The sequence below is a fragment of the Candidatus Sphingomonas phytovorans genome (assembly GCA_029202385.1).
In the GTDB taxonomy this organism is placed as follows: domain Bacteria; phylum Pseudomonadota; class Alphaproteobacteria; order Sphingomonadales; family Sphingomonadaceae; genus Sphingomonas; species Sphingomonas phytovorans.
Map to the genome: position 1 here is coordinate 4,845,888 of CP119314.1, position 15,652 is coordinate 4,861,539.

The 15,652-nt window shown below is 66.6% G+C and carries 12 protein-coding genes; 10 read left to right on the forward strand and 2 right to left on the reverse strand.

All coding sequences use genetic code 11. The features are described from left to right. Positions 1 to 90 precede the first annotated feature (90 nt). From P0Y59_22255 to P0Y59_22280, 6 genes are read left to right on the forward strand one after another with little or no spacing between them, the layout of a single operon-like run. A complete protein-coding gene (locus P0Y59_22255; protein WEK02656.1) occupies positions 91 to 768 on the forward strand; it encodes a response regulator transcription factor in 678 nt (225 codons plus the stop codon). Then, positions 761 to 2,110 (forward strand): HAMP domain-containing sensor histidine kinase, encoded by a 1,350-nt coding sequence (locus P0Y59_22260; GenBank protein ID WEJ99598.1) that lies wholly within the window; start codon positions 761 to 763, stop codon positions 2,108 to 2,110. Before P0Y59_22255 ends, P0Y59_22260 begins: the two co-directional genes overlap by 8 nt. Further along, a complete protein-coding gene (locus P0Y59_22265) occupies positions 2,107 to 3,453 on the forward strand; it encodes a TolC family protein (protein WEJ99599.1) in 1,347 nt (448 codons plus the stop codon). Before P0Y59_22260 ends, P0Y59_22265 begins: the two co-directional genes overlap by 4 nt. Then, positions 3,450 to 4,487: an efflux RND transporter periplasmic adaptor subunit gene (locus P0Y59_22270; GenBank protein WEJ99600.1), complete on the forward strand. Its 1,038-nt coding sequence runs from the start codon at positions 3,450 to 3,452 to the stop codon at positions 4,485 to 4,487. The genes P0Y59_22265 and P0Y59_22270 overlap by 4 nt, the downstream gene beginning before the upstream one ends. Continuing rightward, positions 4,484 to 7,558 carry an efflux RND transporter permease subunit gene (locus P0Y59_22275; protein ID WEJ99601.1) on the forward strand — a complete coding sequence of 1,025 codons (3,075 nt, stop codon included), beginning with the start codon at positions 4,484 to 4,486 and terminating at the stop codon, positions 7,556 to 7,558. The genes P0Y59_22270 and P0Y59_22275 overlap by 4 nt, the downstream gene beginning before the upstream one ends. Positions 7,559 to 7,569: 11 nt before the next feature. Beyond that, positions 7,570 to 8,082 (forward strand): glyoxalase, encoded by a 513-nt coding sequence (locus tag P0Y59_22280; GenBank protein ID WEJ99602.1) that lies wholly within the window; start codon positions 7,570 to 7,572, stop codon positions 8,080 to 8,082. Between the two features lie 60 nt (positions 8,083 to 8,142). Here P0Y59_22280 and P0Y59_22285 read toward each other — a convergent pair whose 3' ends face one another. Together P0Y59_22285 and P0Y59_22290 are read right to left on the reverse strand one after the other, a co-directional pair. Continuing rightward, positions 8,143 to 8,547 (reverse strand): hypothetical protein, encoded by a 405-nt coding sequence (locus tag P0Y59_22285; protein WEJ99603.1) that lies wholly within the window; start codon positions 8,545 to 8,547, stop codon positions 8,143 to 8,145. A gap of 129 nt (positions 8,548 to 8,676) precedes the next feature. Continuing rightward, complete coding sequence (locus P0Y59_22290; GenBank protein WEJ99604.1) at positions 8,677 to 9,156, reverse strand: Lrp/AsnC ligand binding domain-containing protein; 480 nt, start codon at positions 9,154 to 9,156, stop codon at positions 8,677 to 8,679. Between the two features lie 107 nt (positions 9,157 to 9,263). Between P0Y59_22290 and putA the strand changes: the two genes are divergently transcribed. The 4 genes from putA to P0Y59_22310 all read left to right on the forward strand — a co-directional run bounded on the left by putA (position 9,264) and on the right by P0Y59_22310 (position 15,567). Continuing rightward, positions 9,264 to 12,365 (forward strand): bifunctional proline dehydrogenase/L-glutamate gamma-semialdehyde dehydrogenase PutA, encoded by a 3,102-nt coding sequence (gene putA / locus P0Y59_22295; GenBank protein ID WEJ99605.1) that lies wholly within the window; start codon positions 9,264 to 9,266, stop codon positions 12,363 to 12,365. 86 nt (positions 12,366 to 12,451) lie between these two features. Further along, positions 12,452 to 12,724, forward strand: a complete 273-nt coding sequence (locus tag P0Y59_22300) for a DUF1488 family protein (GenBank protein WEJ99606.1) — start codon at positions 12,452 to 12,454, stop codon at positions 12,722 to 12,724. 471 nt (positions 12,725 to 13,195) lie between these two features. Next, the gene (locus P0Y59_22305; GenBank protein WEJ99607.1) at positions 13,196 to 14,344 is read left to right on the forward strand and encodes a membrane dipeptidase; all 1,149 of its coding nucleotides are present in this window, start codon (positions 13,196 to 13,198) and stop codon (positions 14,342 to 14,344) included. A 107-nt stretch (positions 14,345 to 14,451) separates the two neighbouring features. After that, a complete protein-coding gene (locus P0Y59_22310; GenBank protein WEJ99608.1) occupies positions 14,452 to 15,567 on the forward strand; it encodes a hypothetical protein in 1,116 nt (371 codons plus the stop codon). The last annotated feature ends 85 nt before the right edge of the window (positions 15,568 to 15,652 follow it).

Sequence of the window (15,652 nt, forward strand, 5' to 3'; positions counted from 1 at the left end):
CCGTCGCCGTCCAATATTGGCGATTTGTATAAAGCGCGAAAAGGGTGACCAATCCGCGCTGGTGCAAAGCCGATACAGGAGGACGCGGTGTTGAAAGTGCTGGTCGCTGAAGATGATGCCGAGACGCGCGACTATATCGAGCGCGGCCTGCGCGAGCTCGGCCATGTGGTGACCACCGCGGCCGACGGTCGTGACGCGATGTTTCTCGCGACCGGCGAACCGTTCGACGCGATCATCCTCGATCGTATGCTGCCGGTGCTGGACGGCATGACGATCCTGCGGTCGATCCGCTCGGCGGGCATCGCCACCCCGGTGCTGATGCTGACCGCGCTGTCGCGGGTGGAGGATCGTGTCGCGGGCCTCGAGACGGGCGCCGACGACTATCTGGTCAAGCCCTTCGCCTTCACTGAGCTGACGGCGCGGCTCAACGCCCTGTCGCGGCGGCCGGCAGCGGTCGCGACGGAGACCGTGCTGCGCGCGGGCGATGTCGAGATGGACCTGCTGAAGCGCGAGGTGCGTCGCGCCGGGCAGCGCATCGAGGTCCAGGCGCGGGAATTCGCCCTGCTTGAACAATTGATCCGCAATGCGGGGCGGGTGGTGACCCGGACGATGCTGCTCGAACGCGTGTGGAATTTCCATTTCGATCCAAAGACCAACATCGTCGAAACGCATATCAGCCGGCTCCGGTCGAAGCTCAACGCCGGTTCCGGCCGCGACCGGATCCAGACGATCCGGGGTGCGGGCTATCTGTTCGACGCCGATGCCTAGATTGCCTTCCTCGACCGCGTTCCGGTTCGCGGCCTTTTACAGCCTCGCCTTCACGGTGCTGATCCTCGCGCTGGGCACGGCCATGTACTGGGCGATCCGGCAGGAACTGCGCTACGAGCTCGAGCAGCGCGTGGTGACCGAACGCGGTGCCATTCTGCGCGAGGCGGACAACCTCGGGGCGGGCGGGCTGGAGAAGATCATCGCCGAGCGCGTCCGCCAGGAGCGGGGCGATATGCGCTACGCCGTGCTTGATGCCACGGGCCGGTTGCAGGCCGGGCGCAAGGTGACCGCGATCCCGCCGCCCGGCTGGTCGAACATGTGGTTCGTCAAGGACGGCGGCATGCTGGACGATACGCGCGCCTTCGCGTCGCGTACCGTCGGCGGCGGCACGCTGATCGTCGGTGCCGACCCCGAAGCGATCGAGGAACTCGACGGCCGGATCATCCCGCTGTTCGCGATCGCCTTCAGCCTGATCGCCGCTATCGGCGTCATCGGGACCTTCCTGTTGAGCGGTGCTCTCGGACGGCGGCTCGGCGCGATCAATCGGACCGCTGATGCGATCATCGGCGGCGATCTGGCGCAACGCATGCCGTTGTCCGGCACCGGCGATGAATTCGATCGATTGTCCGAAACGCTCAACCAGATGCTTGACCGGATTGCCGGGCTGCTCGACAATCTGCGCCAGGTGTCGGGCGACATCGCGCACGATCTGCGTACGCCGCTCGCGCGCCTGCGGCAGAAGCTCGATATCGCGCTGGCAAGCAACGCCGATGCGCCGGCACTGCGGACGGCGATGCAGCAGGCAATCGAGCAGACCGAGGACATGCTCGACCTGTTCGCCGCGATCCTGAGCATTTCGGAGGTCGAGGCGGGCGGGGTCGTCGTGCGCATGACTCGACTCGACCTTAGCGCGCTGATGACTGATCTCGCCGATTCCTATCTGCCGTCGGCGGAGGATTCCGGCCGGCAATTGCTGCGCAGCATCGCGCCCGATGTCGAGATCGACGGCAATCGGGAACTGATCGCTCAGCTTGTCGTGAACCTGCTCGACAACGCGCTTCGCCATACCCCGCCCGGCACCGCGATCGGGATCGCCCTGGCTGCCGGCGAGGAGGGCGTCCAGCTCGTCGTGAGCGACAGGGGACCGGGTATCCCCGAAGCCGATCGCGAGCGCGTGTTCGCGCGCTTCGCGCGGCTGGAAAGCAGCCGTACCACACCCGGTCACGGCCTGGGTCTCAGCCTCGTGGCGGCGATCGCCAGGGCGCATGGCGGCACCGTTCGCCTCGACGACAATTATCCCGGAGTGACGGCCCTGGTGAGCCTGCCCCGGAGGTCACGATGAGGCGCGCGTCGCTCACCCTGCTGCTGGCCGGCAGCCTGCTTTCGGGCTGCGTCGGGTACAAGGCGGCGCCGCTTTCCACCCCGTCGGATGTGCTTGCGCCACCGGATGCGGCGCTCCTGTCGGCGGATGCCGCGAAGATCGACCGCCCCTGGCTGGCGCCCCAGTCGATCGACCTGTCGCGGGCGCTGACACCCAATGCGCTGGCGGTGATCGCGGTGCTGGAGAATCCCGAACTGAAGGCGCAGCGGGCGAAGACAGGCGTGACCGATGCGCAGGCCTTTGCCGCACGGCTGCTGCCGGATCCAAGCTTCCAGGCCAGCTTCGAGAAGATCCTGTCGGGCCCGGATGTCTTCAACGCGCTGGGCGCGCAGCTTGGCCTCGATATCGCGCAGCTCCGTACGGCACGCGTGACGCGCGAGGCGGGCGATGCGAGCAAGCGGCAGGTACGGCTCGATCTCGCCTGGGCCGAATGGCAGGTTGCTGGGCAGGCCCGGCTGCAGGGGGTGCGGATTCTCGCGCTGGCCGACCAGCTCGTCATTGCGCGCACCAGCGCGGCCGCCGCCGAAAGGCTGTTCGAGGCAACGCAGCGTGCCGCTGGACGGGGCGACATCGCCGGGGGCGAACTCGACACCCGCCGCCAGTCGCTGGTCGATCTGACCGACAAGATGCGCGTTGCCGAACGCGATCTCGCCGCCGCGCGCGGCGACCTCAACAAGATGCTCGGCCTGCCGCCCGAGACCAGCCTGTCGCTTGCCGCGCCCTCCGATCCCATCGTGCCGCCGGACGGTGCGACGCTCACCGCGCAGGCACTCGCGCGCCGGCTCGATCTCCAGGCGCTGCGCGCGGGCTATGGCGTGGCCGAGGCTGGCCTGCACAAGGCAGTCCTCGACCAGTTCCCCAATCTCTCGCTGACCGTGGCGGGTGCCCGCGATACCGCGAACAACTACACTGTCGGTCCGGCGATCGGTTTCACCCTGCCGCTATGGAACCGCAACCGTGGCGGGATCGCGATCGCCAGCGCGACGCGGGAGCAGCTCCATGCCGAATATGATGCGCGGCTGTTCCAGACCCGCGCCGAGATCGACGCGGCGGTCACGGTTCTCGTCACGGTGCGCCGCCAGAGGGGCCAGCTGATCGCGCAGATGCCGGAGCTTGAGCGTTTCGCCGCCAGTACCGAACGCGCCGCGAAACGCGGCGATCTGGCGCCCGCAACCGCAGAGACCGCCGCGCAGTCCCTGCGCGACCGGCGCCTCACCCTGCGCCAGCTGGACCAGCAGATCGCCGAGCAGACCATCGCGCTCGAATTGCTCTCGGGCGGTCCCGCCGAAGGATGGACCCAATGAAGTCGTACCTGCCGCTCCTTCTTCCGCTCCTGCTGGCCGGCTGTGGCGGCAAGGCCGCGACCGAGGCCGAGGCGCCCACAGCGGTCGCGCAGGTTCGCACCGGCATTGCCGAAGCCGGCGCATCCAGCGATTCCGTGACTGTCTATGGCGCGACCGAGGCCGGTCCGGGCGGCGAGCGATCGGTGGTGGCGCCGGCGGAGGCAATCATCGCCTCGATCGCCGCACCGACAGGAACCGCGGTGGGTGCCGGCCAGGCGATCATGCTGCTGCGGCCCAGCCCGGCGTCCCGACTCGCCATTGCCAGGGCGGGTACGGAGGCGGCGGCGGCGCAGGCAGCCTATGCCCGTGCGCTCCGGCTGCGCGCCGACGGGCTGGTCAGCAACGCCGATGTCGAAACCGCTCGTGCGGCCGCCGCCGTCGCCAGCGCGACGCGCGCCAATCTCGGGATCAAGGACGGCGGACTGGTGTTGCGCGCGCCGATCGCCGGCACGGTGCGCAACCTGACCGCCAGGCCGGGCGACCAGGTGGCTGCCGGTGCGGCCGTGGCGACGGTCGCGGTACAGGGCGATCTGCGCGCACGCTTCGGCGTCGATTCAGCGATCGCGCAACGCCTTCATCCGGGCCAGCCGATCGATATCGATACGGTCAACGGCAATATGCCCGCCAGGGTGGCTATGGTCGGCATCGATCCGCAGATCGATCCGGCCACGCGGCTCGCCTCGATCTATGTCCGCATCCCGGCCGGCCTGCATCTGGGGGCCGGCGAGCCGCTGCGTGCGACGCTTCAGGTCGGCGCGACGAGCAACGGCATCACCATCCCCTATGCGGCGCTGCTCGACGATGGCGGGCGAAGCTATGTCTTTGTGGTCAGGAACGGCGTGGCGAAAAGTCGAGACGTCTCGCCGGGCAATTCCTCGGGGGACCGTGTCCAGATTCTTAAGGGGCTCCAGCCGGGCGAGAAGGTCGTGACTGAAGGCGGCACCGCGCTTGAAGATGGCATGAAGGTCGCTGAAGGCGCCGGAGCCGCCAGGTGAGGGAGGTGCTGCAACGCCATCGCCGGTCGATCTGGCTGAGCGTCTTCCTGATAACGCTGGCGGGTCTGGTCGCGGCGACCCGGCTGCCGGTCACCCTGTTCCCGCATATCGATTATCCGCGCGTCGTCGTCTCGATCGATGCGGGCGAGCGCGATGCGGCGCAGATGGCCGCCGATATCACCCGCCCGGCCGAGATTGCGCTGCGCGGAATCCCCGGCGTGACCGGGATCCGTTCGACCACCAGCCGCGGCTCGGCGGAGATCGCGATCGGCTTCGCCTGGGGCGACGACATGGTCGCCGCGACGCTGGCGACTCAGGGCGCGCTGGCGACGATCGCGCCCGATCTGCCGGCCGGGACGCGTTTCAGCGTGCGCCGGTCGGACCCGACGATCTTCCCGGTGCTCGGAATCTCGCTGACGTCGGGCAAACTGAACGGCGTGGCACTGGCGCAGCTTGCTCAGTTGAAGCTCAGGCCCTTGCTCTCGACCGTGCCGGGCGTTGCCGGCGTGGATGTGCTCGGTGGAGCAGCGCCGGAGATCGAGGTCGACGTCGATCCGGCGCGGCTCCAGTCGCTCGGCCTTACCGTCACTGATGTCTCGACAGCGCTCGGCAGTGCCAACAGCGTCGCCGCGCTCGGCCGGATCGAGGACCGTCACCGGCTGTATCTCGCCCTGGTCGAAGACCGGCTGGCAAATGAGGCCGACATTGCCGCGATCCCGGTCAAGGCTGGAAACGCGCCCGGCGCGGGGGTCGCGACGCTTGGCCAGATCGCGACGATCCGCCGCGCGCCGGCGCCTGCCTGGACCAAGGTGACCTCCAATGGCGCTGACGCGGTGCTCATCAATATCCGCCAGACCCCGACGGCTGATGCGGTGACGCTGGTCAGGCAGGTCGACGAGCGGCTGAAGGGCATCGCGCTACCCGCCGATGTCAAGGTCAGCGCCTATTACGACCAGTCGGAACTGGTGACGGGCGCGGCCAATGCGGTGCGCGACGCAATCCTGCTCGGCGCGATCCTGGCCGGCGTGGTGCTGTTCCTGTTCCTGCGAAGCTGGCGGCTGATGGTCATCACCGCCGCGCTGTTGCCGGCGGTGCTCGCGGCGACCTGCCTCGGGCTCTACGCGCTGCACATGAGCTTCAACATGATGACGCTCGGTGGCATGGCCGCGGCGGTCGGCCTTGTCGTCGATGACGCGGTGGTGATGCTCGAACATCTCATGCGCCGCCTCCAGGAGGCGGAGAAAGGCGAGCGTCCGTCGATGCTGGCGGCCGCGCGCGAGATGGCGAAGCCGCTGTTCGGATCGACCATGGCGACGATCGTCGTGTTCCTGCCGCTGGCTTTCATCACCGGCGTGACCGGTGGTTTCTTCAAGGCGCTGGCGGTGACGATGGCGGCGGCACTGGTCGTCTCGCTGCTCTACGCCCGCTTCGTCCTGCCGATCATCGCCGATCGCTGGCTGACGCTGAAGGATGCCGAGGCAGCGGACAGGGCCGATCGAGTCACGGGGGCGCTTGGCAGCCGGTACGAGAAGCTGGCGGTTCGTGCCTTCGCCAGGCCCCGCCTGTTCGCGGCGGTCGGGGTGGGCGTCCTGATCCTGATGGGCCTGTTCGCCTGGAACAATCTGCAATCGGGCTTCATGCCCGTGATGGACGAGGGCGGCTTCGTGCTCGACTATAAGGCGAAATCGGGTGCGGCGCTCTCGGACACCGATCGGCTGCTGCGCCAGGTCGAGAAGATCATCCGCGAGACGCCGGAGGTGACCGGCTATTCGCGGCGTACCGGTGTTCAGCTCGGCGGTGGACTGACCGAGGCTGACGAAGGCGATTTCTTCATCCGCCTGAAATCCGGATCGCGCCAGCCGATCGACGAGGTAATGGAGGAGATTCGCGGGAAGGTGGAAACGACCGTCCCCGGCCTGAAGATCGAGACCGTCCAGTTGATGGAGGATCTGATCGGCGATCTCACCGCCGTACCGCAGCCGATCGAGGTGAAGCTGTTCGGCGACGATCAGGCGCAGCTCGCCGCTGCGGCCGGCAAGGTCGCTGAGACGATCGGCAGGATCGGTGGCGTGGTCGAGGTGCAGGATGGCCTTCGGGTCGCGGGCGATGCGATCATCATCAAGGTCGATCGCGCCGCCGCCGCGCTGGCGGGGCTCGACCCCGATGCGGTGGCGAAGCAGGTCGAGACTCAGGTCGGCGGCACGGTCGCGACGAAGATTCTGTCTGGTGAACAGGTCATCGATGTGCGCGTTCGCCTGCCGCGCGAACTGCGTCAGCGCGCGGACGCACTCAAGGCGCTGACGATCCGGGCGGCGGATGGTCGGGCGGTGACGCTGCGCGCGATCGCGCAGGTGAATATCGCGGCCGGCCAGCGCCAGATCACCCGCGAGGATCTTGCCCCCTTCATCCCAGTCACCGCGCGGCTTGAGGGCAAGGATCTCGGGTCAGGCATCAAGGAGGTGCAGGCGGCGGTCGCCGGACTGAATCTGCCTTCAACGATCCGGGTCGATTATGGCGGGCTCTATGCGCAGCAGAAACAGTCGTTCAGCGACCTGACGACCGTCTTCGTCGCGGCGTTGCTGCTCTCAGCGTTATTGCTGACCCTGCTCTATGAGCAATGGGCCTTCACCGCGGCGGTGATCGGGACGGTGCTGCTGTCGACCACGGCGGTGTTCGCCGGCTTGTGGCTGACCGGGACTGAACTCGACATCTCGGCGCTGATGGGGCTGACCATGGTGGTCGGCATGATTACCGAACTGGCGATCTTCTATCTGGCCGAGCTCGTGCCCGATGCGCCGGTCGATGCGGCCAGCCTGCTCGCGGCCGGCAAGGCGCGGCTTCGCCCGATCGTGATGTCGGCGCTGATCGCGATCCTGACCCTGTTGCCGCTGGCGCTGGGGATCGGCCGGGGATCGGGCCTGCAGAAACCGCTGGCGACCGCGATCATCTTCGGTCTGGCGATCGGCGCGCCGCTGGTCCTGACGATCCTGCCGACCCTGGTGCTGGTGCTGACGAAGCGGGCGCGCACGATGGAGGTGCAGGGGGGCGATTCTGCCTTGGTGCCGGGCTGAGTTTCCGAGGCGTGGGCCGCTTCGCGGAACGGGCGACGGGCTCACAGGGTGTTGATGCCCCCTCGATAGCCAGGATCGAATCGACTAAAAGCTGTTGTGGAAAAATGGAGAAGCCGGTGCCGATCCCTGAAACGACGGGCGCGTTCGCCATCGTCCCGCACAATGATCTGTCAGGCGCCATTCCGTTCTGGGAGCGTCTCGGCTTCGCCAGGACAGGTGGTGACAGCGCCTATATCATCATGACCGGCTGGGGATGCGAGGTTCATCTGACACAAGCGGGAACCGGCCCGTGGCGAGTTCCCGAGGAGCACAATCCCTTCGGTGTCTTCATCCGCACGCCCGAGGTGGACGCGATCGCGGCGCGGATCGACGATCTCATCATTCGTCCCGGCGGCGTTCTTCGTCACCGTGAATGGGGGCTCTATGAGGTCGGGATCTGCGGCCCCGATGGTATGCTCGTCCGAATTGGCTGGCCCTCCCGGCTGATGCGGGAACCAGCGCCGGCAGGTGGCGATCGGGCCTGATATTCAGGGGCCCGCCTGACCCGGCACGATATGGGCGGCGATCGACGGACTATGGCAGCGTCAGCGCCGGCGAGGATATCCGAAAGTGCTGCTTTCGAACGACACCGTCGCCCCTGCATTCTCACCCAGGGGGATGTTCGCGGTGCCATAGGCGCCACGCGTGCCGTTCGTGCCGATCATGACGCCGATTTCGCCATGGATGCCCCGCCCGGGGGCGTCCGCTCCGACAAGTTCGCCCCGGGCCGCCGCGGCTTTTTCCACGGTGTTGTTGTTCAGTATTTCCATCCGCTGCTCATCCGTCAGGCGAATGACATCGCCGCCCGAGGATGGCGCGGCTTGTGTCGTCGTTGCCGCCTGTTCGGGGGCGGATTGAGCGAAGGAGGCCGTCGGCCAGAGGGAAACTGCCGCCACAAGGACGATCGCTGTCGGAAGGGCACGAAAGTGCCGGGGCGTCGAACGGGTCATTCGTGTCTTATAGACCGGTCATACCCGAGCACAACCTGAACGGAATGAACGCGCGCCGCGACAGGCTTGCCGGGCTGGGTGGTAGCTCAGCCATTGCCTATGTCCGCAACCCTCGCCCGATGGTCGGGCTCAGATCGGCAACCGCGTCGTCGCTTTCACCTCCTCAAGCACCGCATAGGTGCGCGTCTCGCGCACCCCGGGAATGCTGGTCAGGATCTCGCCGAGGAAGCGGCGATAGGCGGCCATGTCCGCCACGCGCACCTTGAGCAGATAGTCGAACCCGCCCGCCACCATATGGCATTCGAGCACTTCCGGAATGTCGCCGACCTGCGCGGCGAACGCCGTGAACACATCGTCGGTGGTGCGGTCGAGAACGACCTCGACGAAGATCAGCAGCGCCTGGCCGAGCTTCGCCGGATCGAGCAGGGCGGTATAGCCGGCGATCACCCCGCTTGTCCGCAACCGCTTCACCCGGTCGAAACAGGCTGCCGGCGACAGGCCGGCGCGGCTCGCCAGTTCCTGGTTGGTGATGCGCCCGTCTTCCTGAAGGATGCGCAGGATTCGGAGATCCACGGCATCGGCCGAAGATTCCACGGTGCGGACGTTCAAAATACAAACTCCTTCGGAATATGTGGCAATATAACGAAGCACGTTCATCGCTGAAAGCGGTATGACGAAGATGTTCAGCCATTTCGCCATTCGCCAAGGAAACCCTGATGCCACGCTCGCCCTGGGACTCGATCGACGACGCCAAATATCGCGACGAGGCGGAAACCATCGCTGATCTGCTTGCGCGCCAGCCGCTTTCGGTTCCGGAGCGCAAAGCTGTCGTGGCGGAGGCGATCGCGCTGGTGGAGTCGGCGCGCTCGGCGGCGAAGAAACAGGGCGTGGTCGAGGATTTCCTCCAGCAATTCTCGCTCGGCACGCGCGAGGGCCTTGCGCTGATGTGCCTCGCCGAGGCGCTGCTGCGCGTGCCCGATGCCGAGACGCGCGACCGGCTGATCGCCGAGAAGATCGGATCGGCCGACTGGGCAAGCCATGTCGGCAAGTCGGACAGCCTGTTCGTCAACGCCTCGACCTGGGGCCTGTTGCTGACCGGCAAGCTGGTAGAGGCGGACGAGACCGCGAAGAAGGATATTGGCGGCTATATCAAGCGCATCGCGGCGCGCATCGGCGAGCCGGTGATCCGCCAGGCGGTGGCCGCCGCGGTGCGGATCATGGGCGAGCAGTTCGTGCTTGGCCGCACGATCGAAGCGGCGCTGGCGCGGGCGAAGAAGGAAGACACGCTCTGCTCGTTCGACATGCTGGGCGAGGGCGCCCGGACCGAGGTCGACGCGGCACGCTTCGAGCAGATCTATGCCGATGCGATCGAGACGGTGGGCAAGGCCGCGGCGGGCGCCGGTCCTGAGCTTGGGCATGGCGTGTCGGTCAAGCTGTCGGCGCTCCACCCGCGCTACGAGGCAGTGCAGGAAGCGCGCGTCTGGGACGAGCTTTATCCCCGCGTGAAGCGCCTCGCGCTGATCGCGGCCCGCTACGACCTGAACTTCGCGATCGATGCCGAGGAGGCCGATCGCCTCGTGCTCTCGCTCAAGCTGGTCGACCGGCTGGTGCGCGAGCCTGAGCTTGGCGACTGGAAGGGTCTCGGCGTCGTGGTCCAGGCCTATCAGAAGCGCGCGCCGCTGGTCATCGCCGCGCTGGCCGATCTGGCGAAGGAGACGGGCCGCCGGATCATGATCCGCCTGGTCAAGGGCGCCTATTGGGACAGCGAGATCAAGCGCGCCCAGGTCGCGGGCCGGCCGGATTATCCGGTCTATACCACCAAGGCAGCGACCGACCTCAGCTATCTGGTGTGTGCGAAGGCGCTGATCGACGCCTCGCCCGCGCTCTACCCGCAATTCGCGTCGCACAACGCCCATACGCTGGCGGCGGTGCGCCACATGGCCGACGCGGCTGGTGTCCGGATCGAGCATCAGCGGCTGCACGGCATGGGCGAGGCGCTCTATGCCGGGGCGGACAAGCGTTATGGCGGCATCATCCTGCGCGCTTATGCGCCGGTCGGCGGGCATGAGGAACTGCTGCCCTATCTCGTCCGCCGCCTGCTCGAGAATGGCGCGAACACCAGCTTCGTCCACGCGCTGCTCGACGAGGAAATCCCGGCCGCCGAGGTCGTCCGCGATCCGGTCGCGATCGTCGAGGTCCATCCCCGCGCGCATGACAAGATTCCGGTGCCGTCGCGGCTCTACGGTGCCGCCCGTCGCAACTCGGAAGGCCGCGACTTTTCGTTGCTGGCCGCGCGCGACACGGCTGGCAAGGCGCTCGCGATGGTGCGTGCCGAAAAGCTCAAGGCCGGGCCGCTCGTGGGCGGCAAGCTCGTCACGCGTCCGACCGAGCCAGTCACCAATCCCGCTGACCGCAGCCTGACGATTGGCCAGGTCGGCAGCGCGACGCCCGCCGATATCGACGCGGCGATCAAGCTCGCGCGCAAGGCGCAGCCGCGCTGGAACGCTCTGACCGGCACCGGTCGCGCCATCGTGCTGCGTGCGATGGCCGATGCGCTCGAGGCGGAGGAGGATCGCCTCGTCGCGCTGCTCTCGCTCGAGGCGGGCAAGACGCTCAACGATGGCGTCGCCGAAGTGCGCGAGGCAGTCGATTTCTGCCGTTATTACGCGGTGCTTGCCGAGCGCCAGTTCGGTGCGCCGGTGATCCTCGACGGCCCGGTCGGCGAGGTGAACAGCCTGGAATTGCACGGCCGCGGCGTGTTCGCCTGTATCTCGCCATGGAATTTCCCGCTGGCGATCTTCACCGGCCAGATCGCCGCCGCGCTGGCGGCAGGCAATGCTGTGCTGGCCAAGCCGGCCGAGCAGACCCCGCTGATCGCGGCTGAAGCGGTGCGCATCTACCACAAGGCCGGGCTCGACACGGCGCTGCTCGCGCTGGTGCCGGGCGACGGCGCTATCGTCGGGGCGGCCTTGGTCGCGCATCCCGGTATCGATGGCGTCGCCTTCACCGGCGGCACCGACACCGCGGGCGCGATCAACCGGACGTTGGCGGCGCGTCCGGGCCCGATCGTCCCGTTCATTGCCGAGACCGGCGGGCTCAACGGCATGTTCGTCGATTCGACCGCGCTGCGCGAGCAGGTGGTTGACGACGTCATCCTCTCCGCCTTCGGTTCAGCCGGGCAGCGCTGCTCGGCGCTCCGCCTGCTGTACCTGCCAAAGGACACTGCCGAGGAGACGATCGCGACCCTGGTCGGCGCGCTCGAAGCTCAAATCCTCGCCAACCCGGGCGACCCTTCGACCGATATCGGCCCGGTGATCGACGAGGAGGCGCGCGAGGCGCTGAACAGGCATGTCGTCAGGCTGGAAAAGGAGGCGCGCATCGTTGCCCGGCTCGATCCCGGCGCGCTTGCGACGCGGGGCAGTTTCTTCGGCCCGGTCATCGCCGAAGTGCCGACGCCCGATTTCCTTGAGCGCGAGGTGTTCGGCCCGATCCTGCACATCTACCGCTACGACCCGAACGAACTGGAAGCAGTTGCGGGCAAGCTGGCTGCGCGAGGTTACGGCCTGACGCTCGGCGTCCACAGCCGGATCGACCGTTTCGCCGAGGAAGTCCGCGAGGCGGTGCCCGCCGGCAATGTCTATGTGAACCGCTCGATCATCGGCGCGGTCGTCGGTGTCCAGCCGTTCGGCGGGGAGGGGTTGTCGGGCACTGGCCCCAAGGCAGGCGGCCCCCACGCGCTGCTGCGCTATGCGCTTGAACGGGCTGTCTCGGTCAACATCACCGCCCAGGGTGGCGACCCCGCGTTGCTCAACCTCTAGCACGGGGAGCTTGACCTCCGTCGGCGCGTTACGGATAGGCGGGGCAGGGCGCCCGTGGCGCGTAACGGCAAAGAGGGAAGATCGGCGTGGCGGCAGACAAGATGGACATCGACCAGTCGACGATCCTCGACAATGAGCATGAACAGCTCGTCGAGTTCACCGGCGAGGTCGATGGCGACGAATATGAATTCGCTGTCCAATATGCAGTGCTTGAGGCGCTGAGCGGTGACGCGCCGGATGATGATGCGGTCGACATGTTCAACCGCTTCAGCGACGTGATCGCTGACGCCGGCCTGGTCGCGCTTGCGCGCAACAGCGATCAGGCACTGATCGTGATCAGCGAGAACGACTTGGAATAACGCGCCCGCCGCGTTATCTCCGGAACTGCCGGGCGCGCTCGACAGGGCGCGTCCCGGCTATGACATCCGACACGGCAACCCACGCGGCGACAGACCGCCTGCGGCGATGGCGCGTGCCTGAGGGCACGCCCACAGGGACGGGCAAGGCCGCCCGGCTATGGCGGGTCAGTCCGATAGAGTCCGAAAATGAACTCCGCATTCTCTGCGCCCTCCGCGCGAATCCTCCTTTTTGCTGCAACCGCGCCAGTGAGGTGAATGTCGATCCGACCTAACTCGAATCGTCGCCCCGGACCTGCTCCGGGGCTCGCCGTGTCGCGTATCCATCGCGCTTCGATGCTCTCGCCTTGCTGGATCAGGCCGGCGGGGGCGGGGCCGCTTATTCCTGTCGACCAGTGGCACAATTCCGTTTGACAGTTCTCCAATTGGGATCATACCATCCCGATCAATCAAATAATCTACAGAGAGGCCGCCGTGAAGAAGCTACTCCCCATGTCGCGACGTCAGCTTCTCGGCGGAGCCACCGCGCTCGCGGTGTCCGGTTTTCCGATGATCAATTTCGGCCAGTATCGCCTCGATGCCGCCTCGCCGAAGACCTATTCGAAGCGCGCGGTCGACCTCACCCGGCAGTCGCTCGTCATCGACATGCTCGGCGCGCTCAAGATCGACATGGGCCCCAAATTCTTCGCCGTGCCGCTGAGTGAAAAGGACGCGAAGGAATTCCTGTCCAGCGGCATCACCGGCTTCCACCACGCGATCGGCCTGGGCGGCCCGAATCCGCGCGAAGCCGCGCTCGATTTCTTCGCCACCTGGCAAGGCTATGCCGGGCGCAACAGCGATGTCTTCACCCTGGTCGACAAGGCGGCCGACCTGGTCCGCGCGAAGAAGAACGGCAAATGCGCGGTCATCATGGGCTTGCAGAGCTCGGACCATCTCCGCCGGGCGGAGGATGTCAAATATTTCTACCAGATCGGCCAGCGCTGTTCGCAGCTCACCTATAACAGCCAGAATCTGCTTGGTTCGGGCTCGACCGAGCGCGTCGACGGGGGCGTCTCCGATCTCGGCGCTGAGATCATCGCCGCGATGAACGAGGTCGGCATGCTAGTCGACGTGTCGCATTGCGGCGATCGCACCACGCTCGACGCCATCGCGATCTCGCCCAAGCCGATCGCCATCACGCACAGCAATTGCCGCGCTCTCGTCAATCATCCCCGTTTGAAGACCGACGAGGCGATCAAGGCGCTTGGCGCCAAGGGCGGCGTGATGGGCATCACCGGGGTGCGCATGTTCGTCAGCGAGAAGGAGCCGACCACGATTGTCGACATAGTCGACCATATCGATCACGTCGTGAAGCTGATCGGCATCGAGCATGTCGGTATCGGCTCCGATGCCGATCTCAACGGCTATGACGACACCCCGCCGGAAGTTCAGAAGCAGATCCGTGCCGCGTACAAGTCAAGCTACGCCTTCCGCGACAAGATCGACACCGACGGCTTCGATCATCCGCTGAAGATGTACGACCTGACCGAGGAACTGATCCGCCGCAAATATTCCGACGCGAACATCGCGGCGATACTGGGTGGCAACTTCCAGCGCCTGCTGACGGCGACCTGGGGCGGATGATCCGTCGCGACCGACCTCGCACCCATAGCCGGATGGAGCCAGCCATGATCTTCCGCCAGCTCCAGGGCGCTCGCCGCTCCGGCTGCCTTTCCATGCGCGGCTGATTCATGGCCCAGGGTGACGGCGCCGTCCGCTCGAGCTGGTTCCAGCGTTTCCTCCTGCCCGGCTTTGCCTTCAAAGCGGTGGTGATCGGCGGCGGCTATGCCACCGGGCGCGAGCTTGCCGAGTTCTTCCTGCCGAGCGGCCCCTGGGGCGGGCTTGCCGGGATGCTGCTGGCGATGATCATCTGGAGCACGGTCTGCGCCGTCACCTTCGCTTTCGCCCGTGCGGCCCAGGCCTACGACTACCGCACCTTCTTCGAGCATCTGCTCGGTCCGGGCTGGATCCTGTTCGAGATCGCCTATGTGGCGTTCGTCATCCTGATCCTGTCGGTATTCGGCGCCGCGGCGGGGGCGATCGGGGCGGCGACCATGGGCTTGCCGCCGATCGTCGGCACGCTGACGCTCGCGGGCGCGATCGCGCTGTTCGCGACCTTCGGCAATGCCTCGGTCGAGCAGCTGTTCAAATATGTCTCGTTCCTGCTCTACGGCGTCTACGCGCTGTTCGTCGTTCTGGCGTTGACCAGCTTCGGCGATCGCATTTCGGCCAATCTCGCGCTGGCGACGCCGACGGACGGCTGGGCGGTGGGTGGCCTGACCTATGCCGGCTATAACATCGTTGGCGCGGTGGTGATCCTGCCGGTAATGCGCCATCTGACCAGCCAGCGCGACGCGATCGTCTCCGGCCTGATCGCCGGTCCGCTGGCGATGCTGCCAGCGCTCCTGTTCTTCATCTGCATGATCGCCTTCTACCCCGGCATCGCCAGCGAGACGCTGCCGTCGGATTTCATGCTCCAGCAGTTGCGCATCCCGGTCTTCCACCTGCTGTTCCAGCTGATGATCTTCGCTGCCCTGCTGGAAAGCGGCACCGGATCGGTCCACGCGATCAATGAACGCATCGCGGCGGTGTGGCGTAGACGACGTGGCGTCGATCTGTCGCACCGGGCACGGGCAGGCATCGCGACCTTGCTGCTGATCGGGTGCATCTTCGTGGCTGACCGCTTCGGTCTCGTCACGCTGATCGGCAACGGCTACCGGATTCTCGCTTACGCGCTGCTCGCGGTCTACGTGGTCCCGCTGCTGACACTGGGGCTGTACCGGGTGGTCAAGGGCATGCCGACCTAGACGCGTCCGAAGGCCGAAGCTGCCCGAGGCGGGGGAAATTTCCGGGAACATCGTCAATCACATGGTCGAAAGGTGGGGAATGAGG

What these genes read in the sequence shown, in the direction of transcription:
- P0Y59_22260 (WEJ99598.1), top strand. Translation starts at nt 761, where the DNA reads ATGCCTAGATTGCCTTCCTCGACCGCGTTCCGGTTCGCGGCCTTTTAC.
- P0Y59_22265 (WEJ99599.1), top strand. Translation starts at nt 2,107, where the DNA reads ATGAGGCGCGCGTCGCTCACCCTGCTGCTGGCCGGCAGCCTGCTTTCG.
- P0Y59_22270 (WEJ99600.1), top strand. Translation starts at nt 3,450, where the DNA reads ATGAAGTCGTACCTGCCGCTCCTTCTTCCGCTCCTGCTGGCCGGCTGT.
- P0Y59_22285 (WEJ99603.1), bottom strand. Translation starts at nt 8,547, where the DNA reads ATGACCCGTTCGACGCCCCGGCACTTTCGTGCCCTTCCGACAGCGATC.
- putA (WEJ99605.1), top strand. Translation starts at nt 9,264, where the DNA reads ATGCCACGCTCGCCCTGGGACTCGATCGACGACGCCAAATATCGCGAC.
- P0Y59_22310 (WEJ99608.1), top strand. Translation starts at nt 14,452, where the DNA reads ATGGCCCAGGGTGACGGCGCCGTCCGCTCGAGCTGGTTCCAGCGTTTC.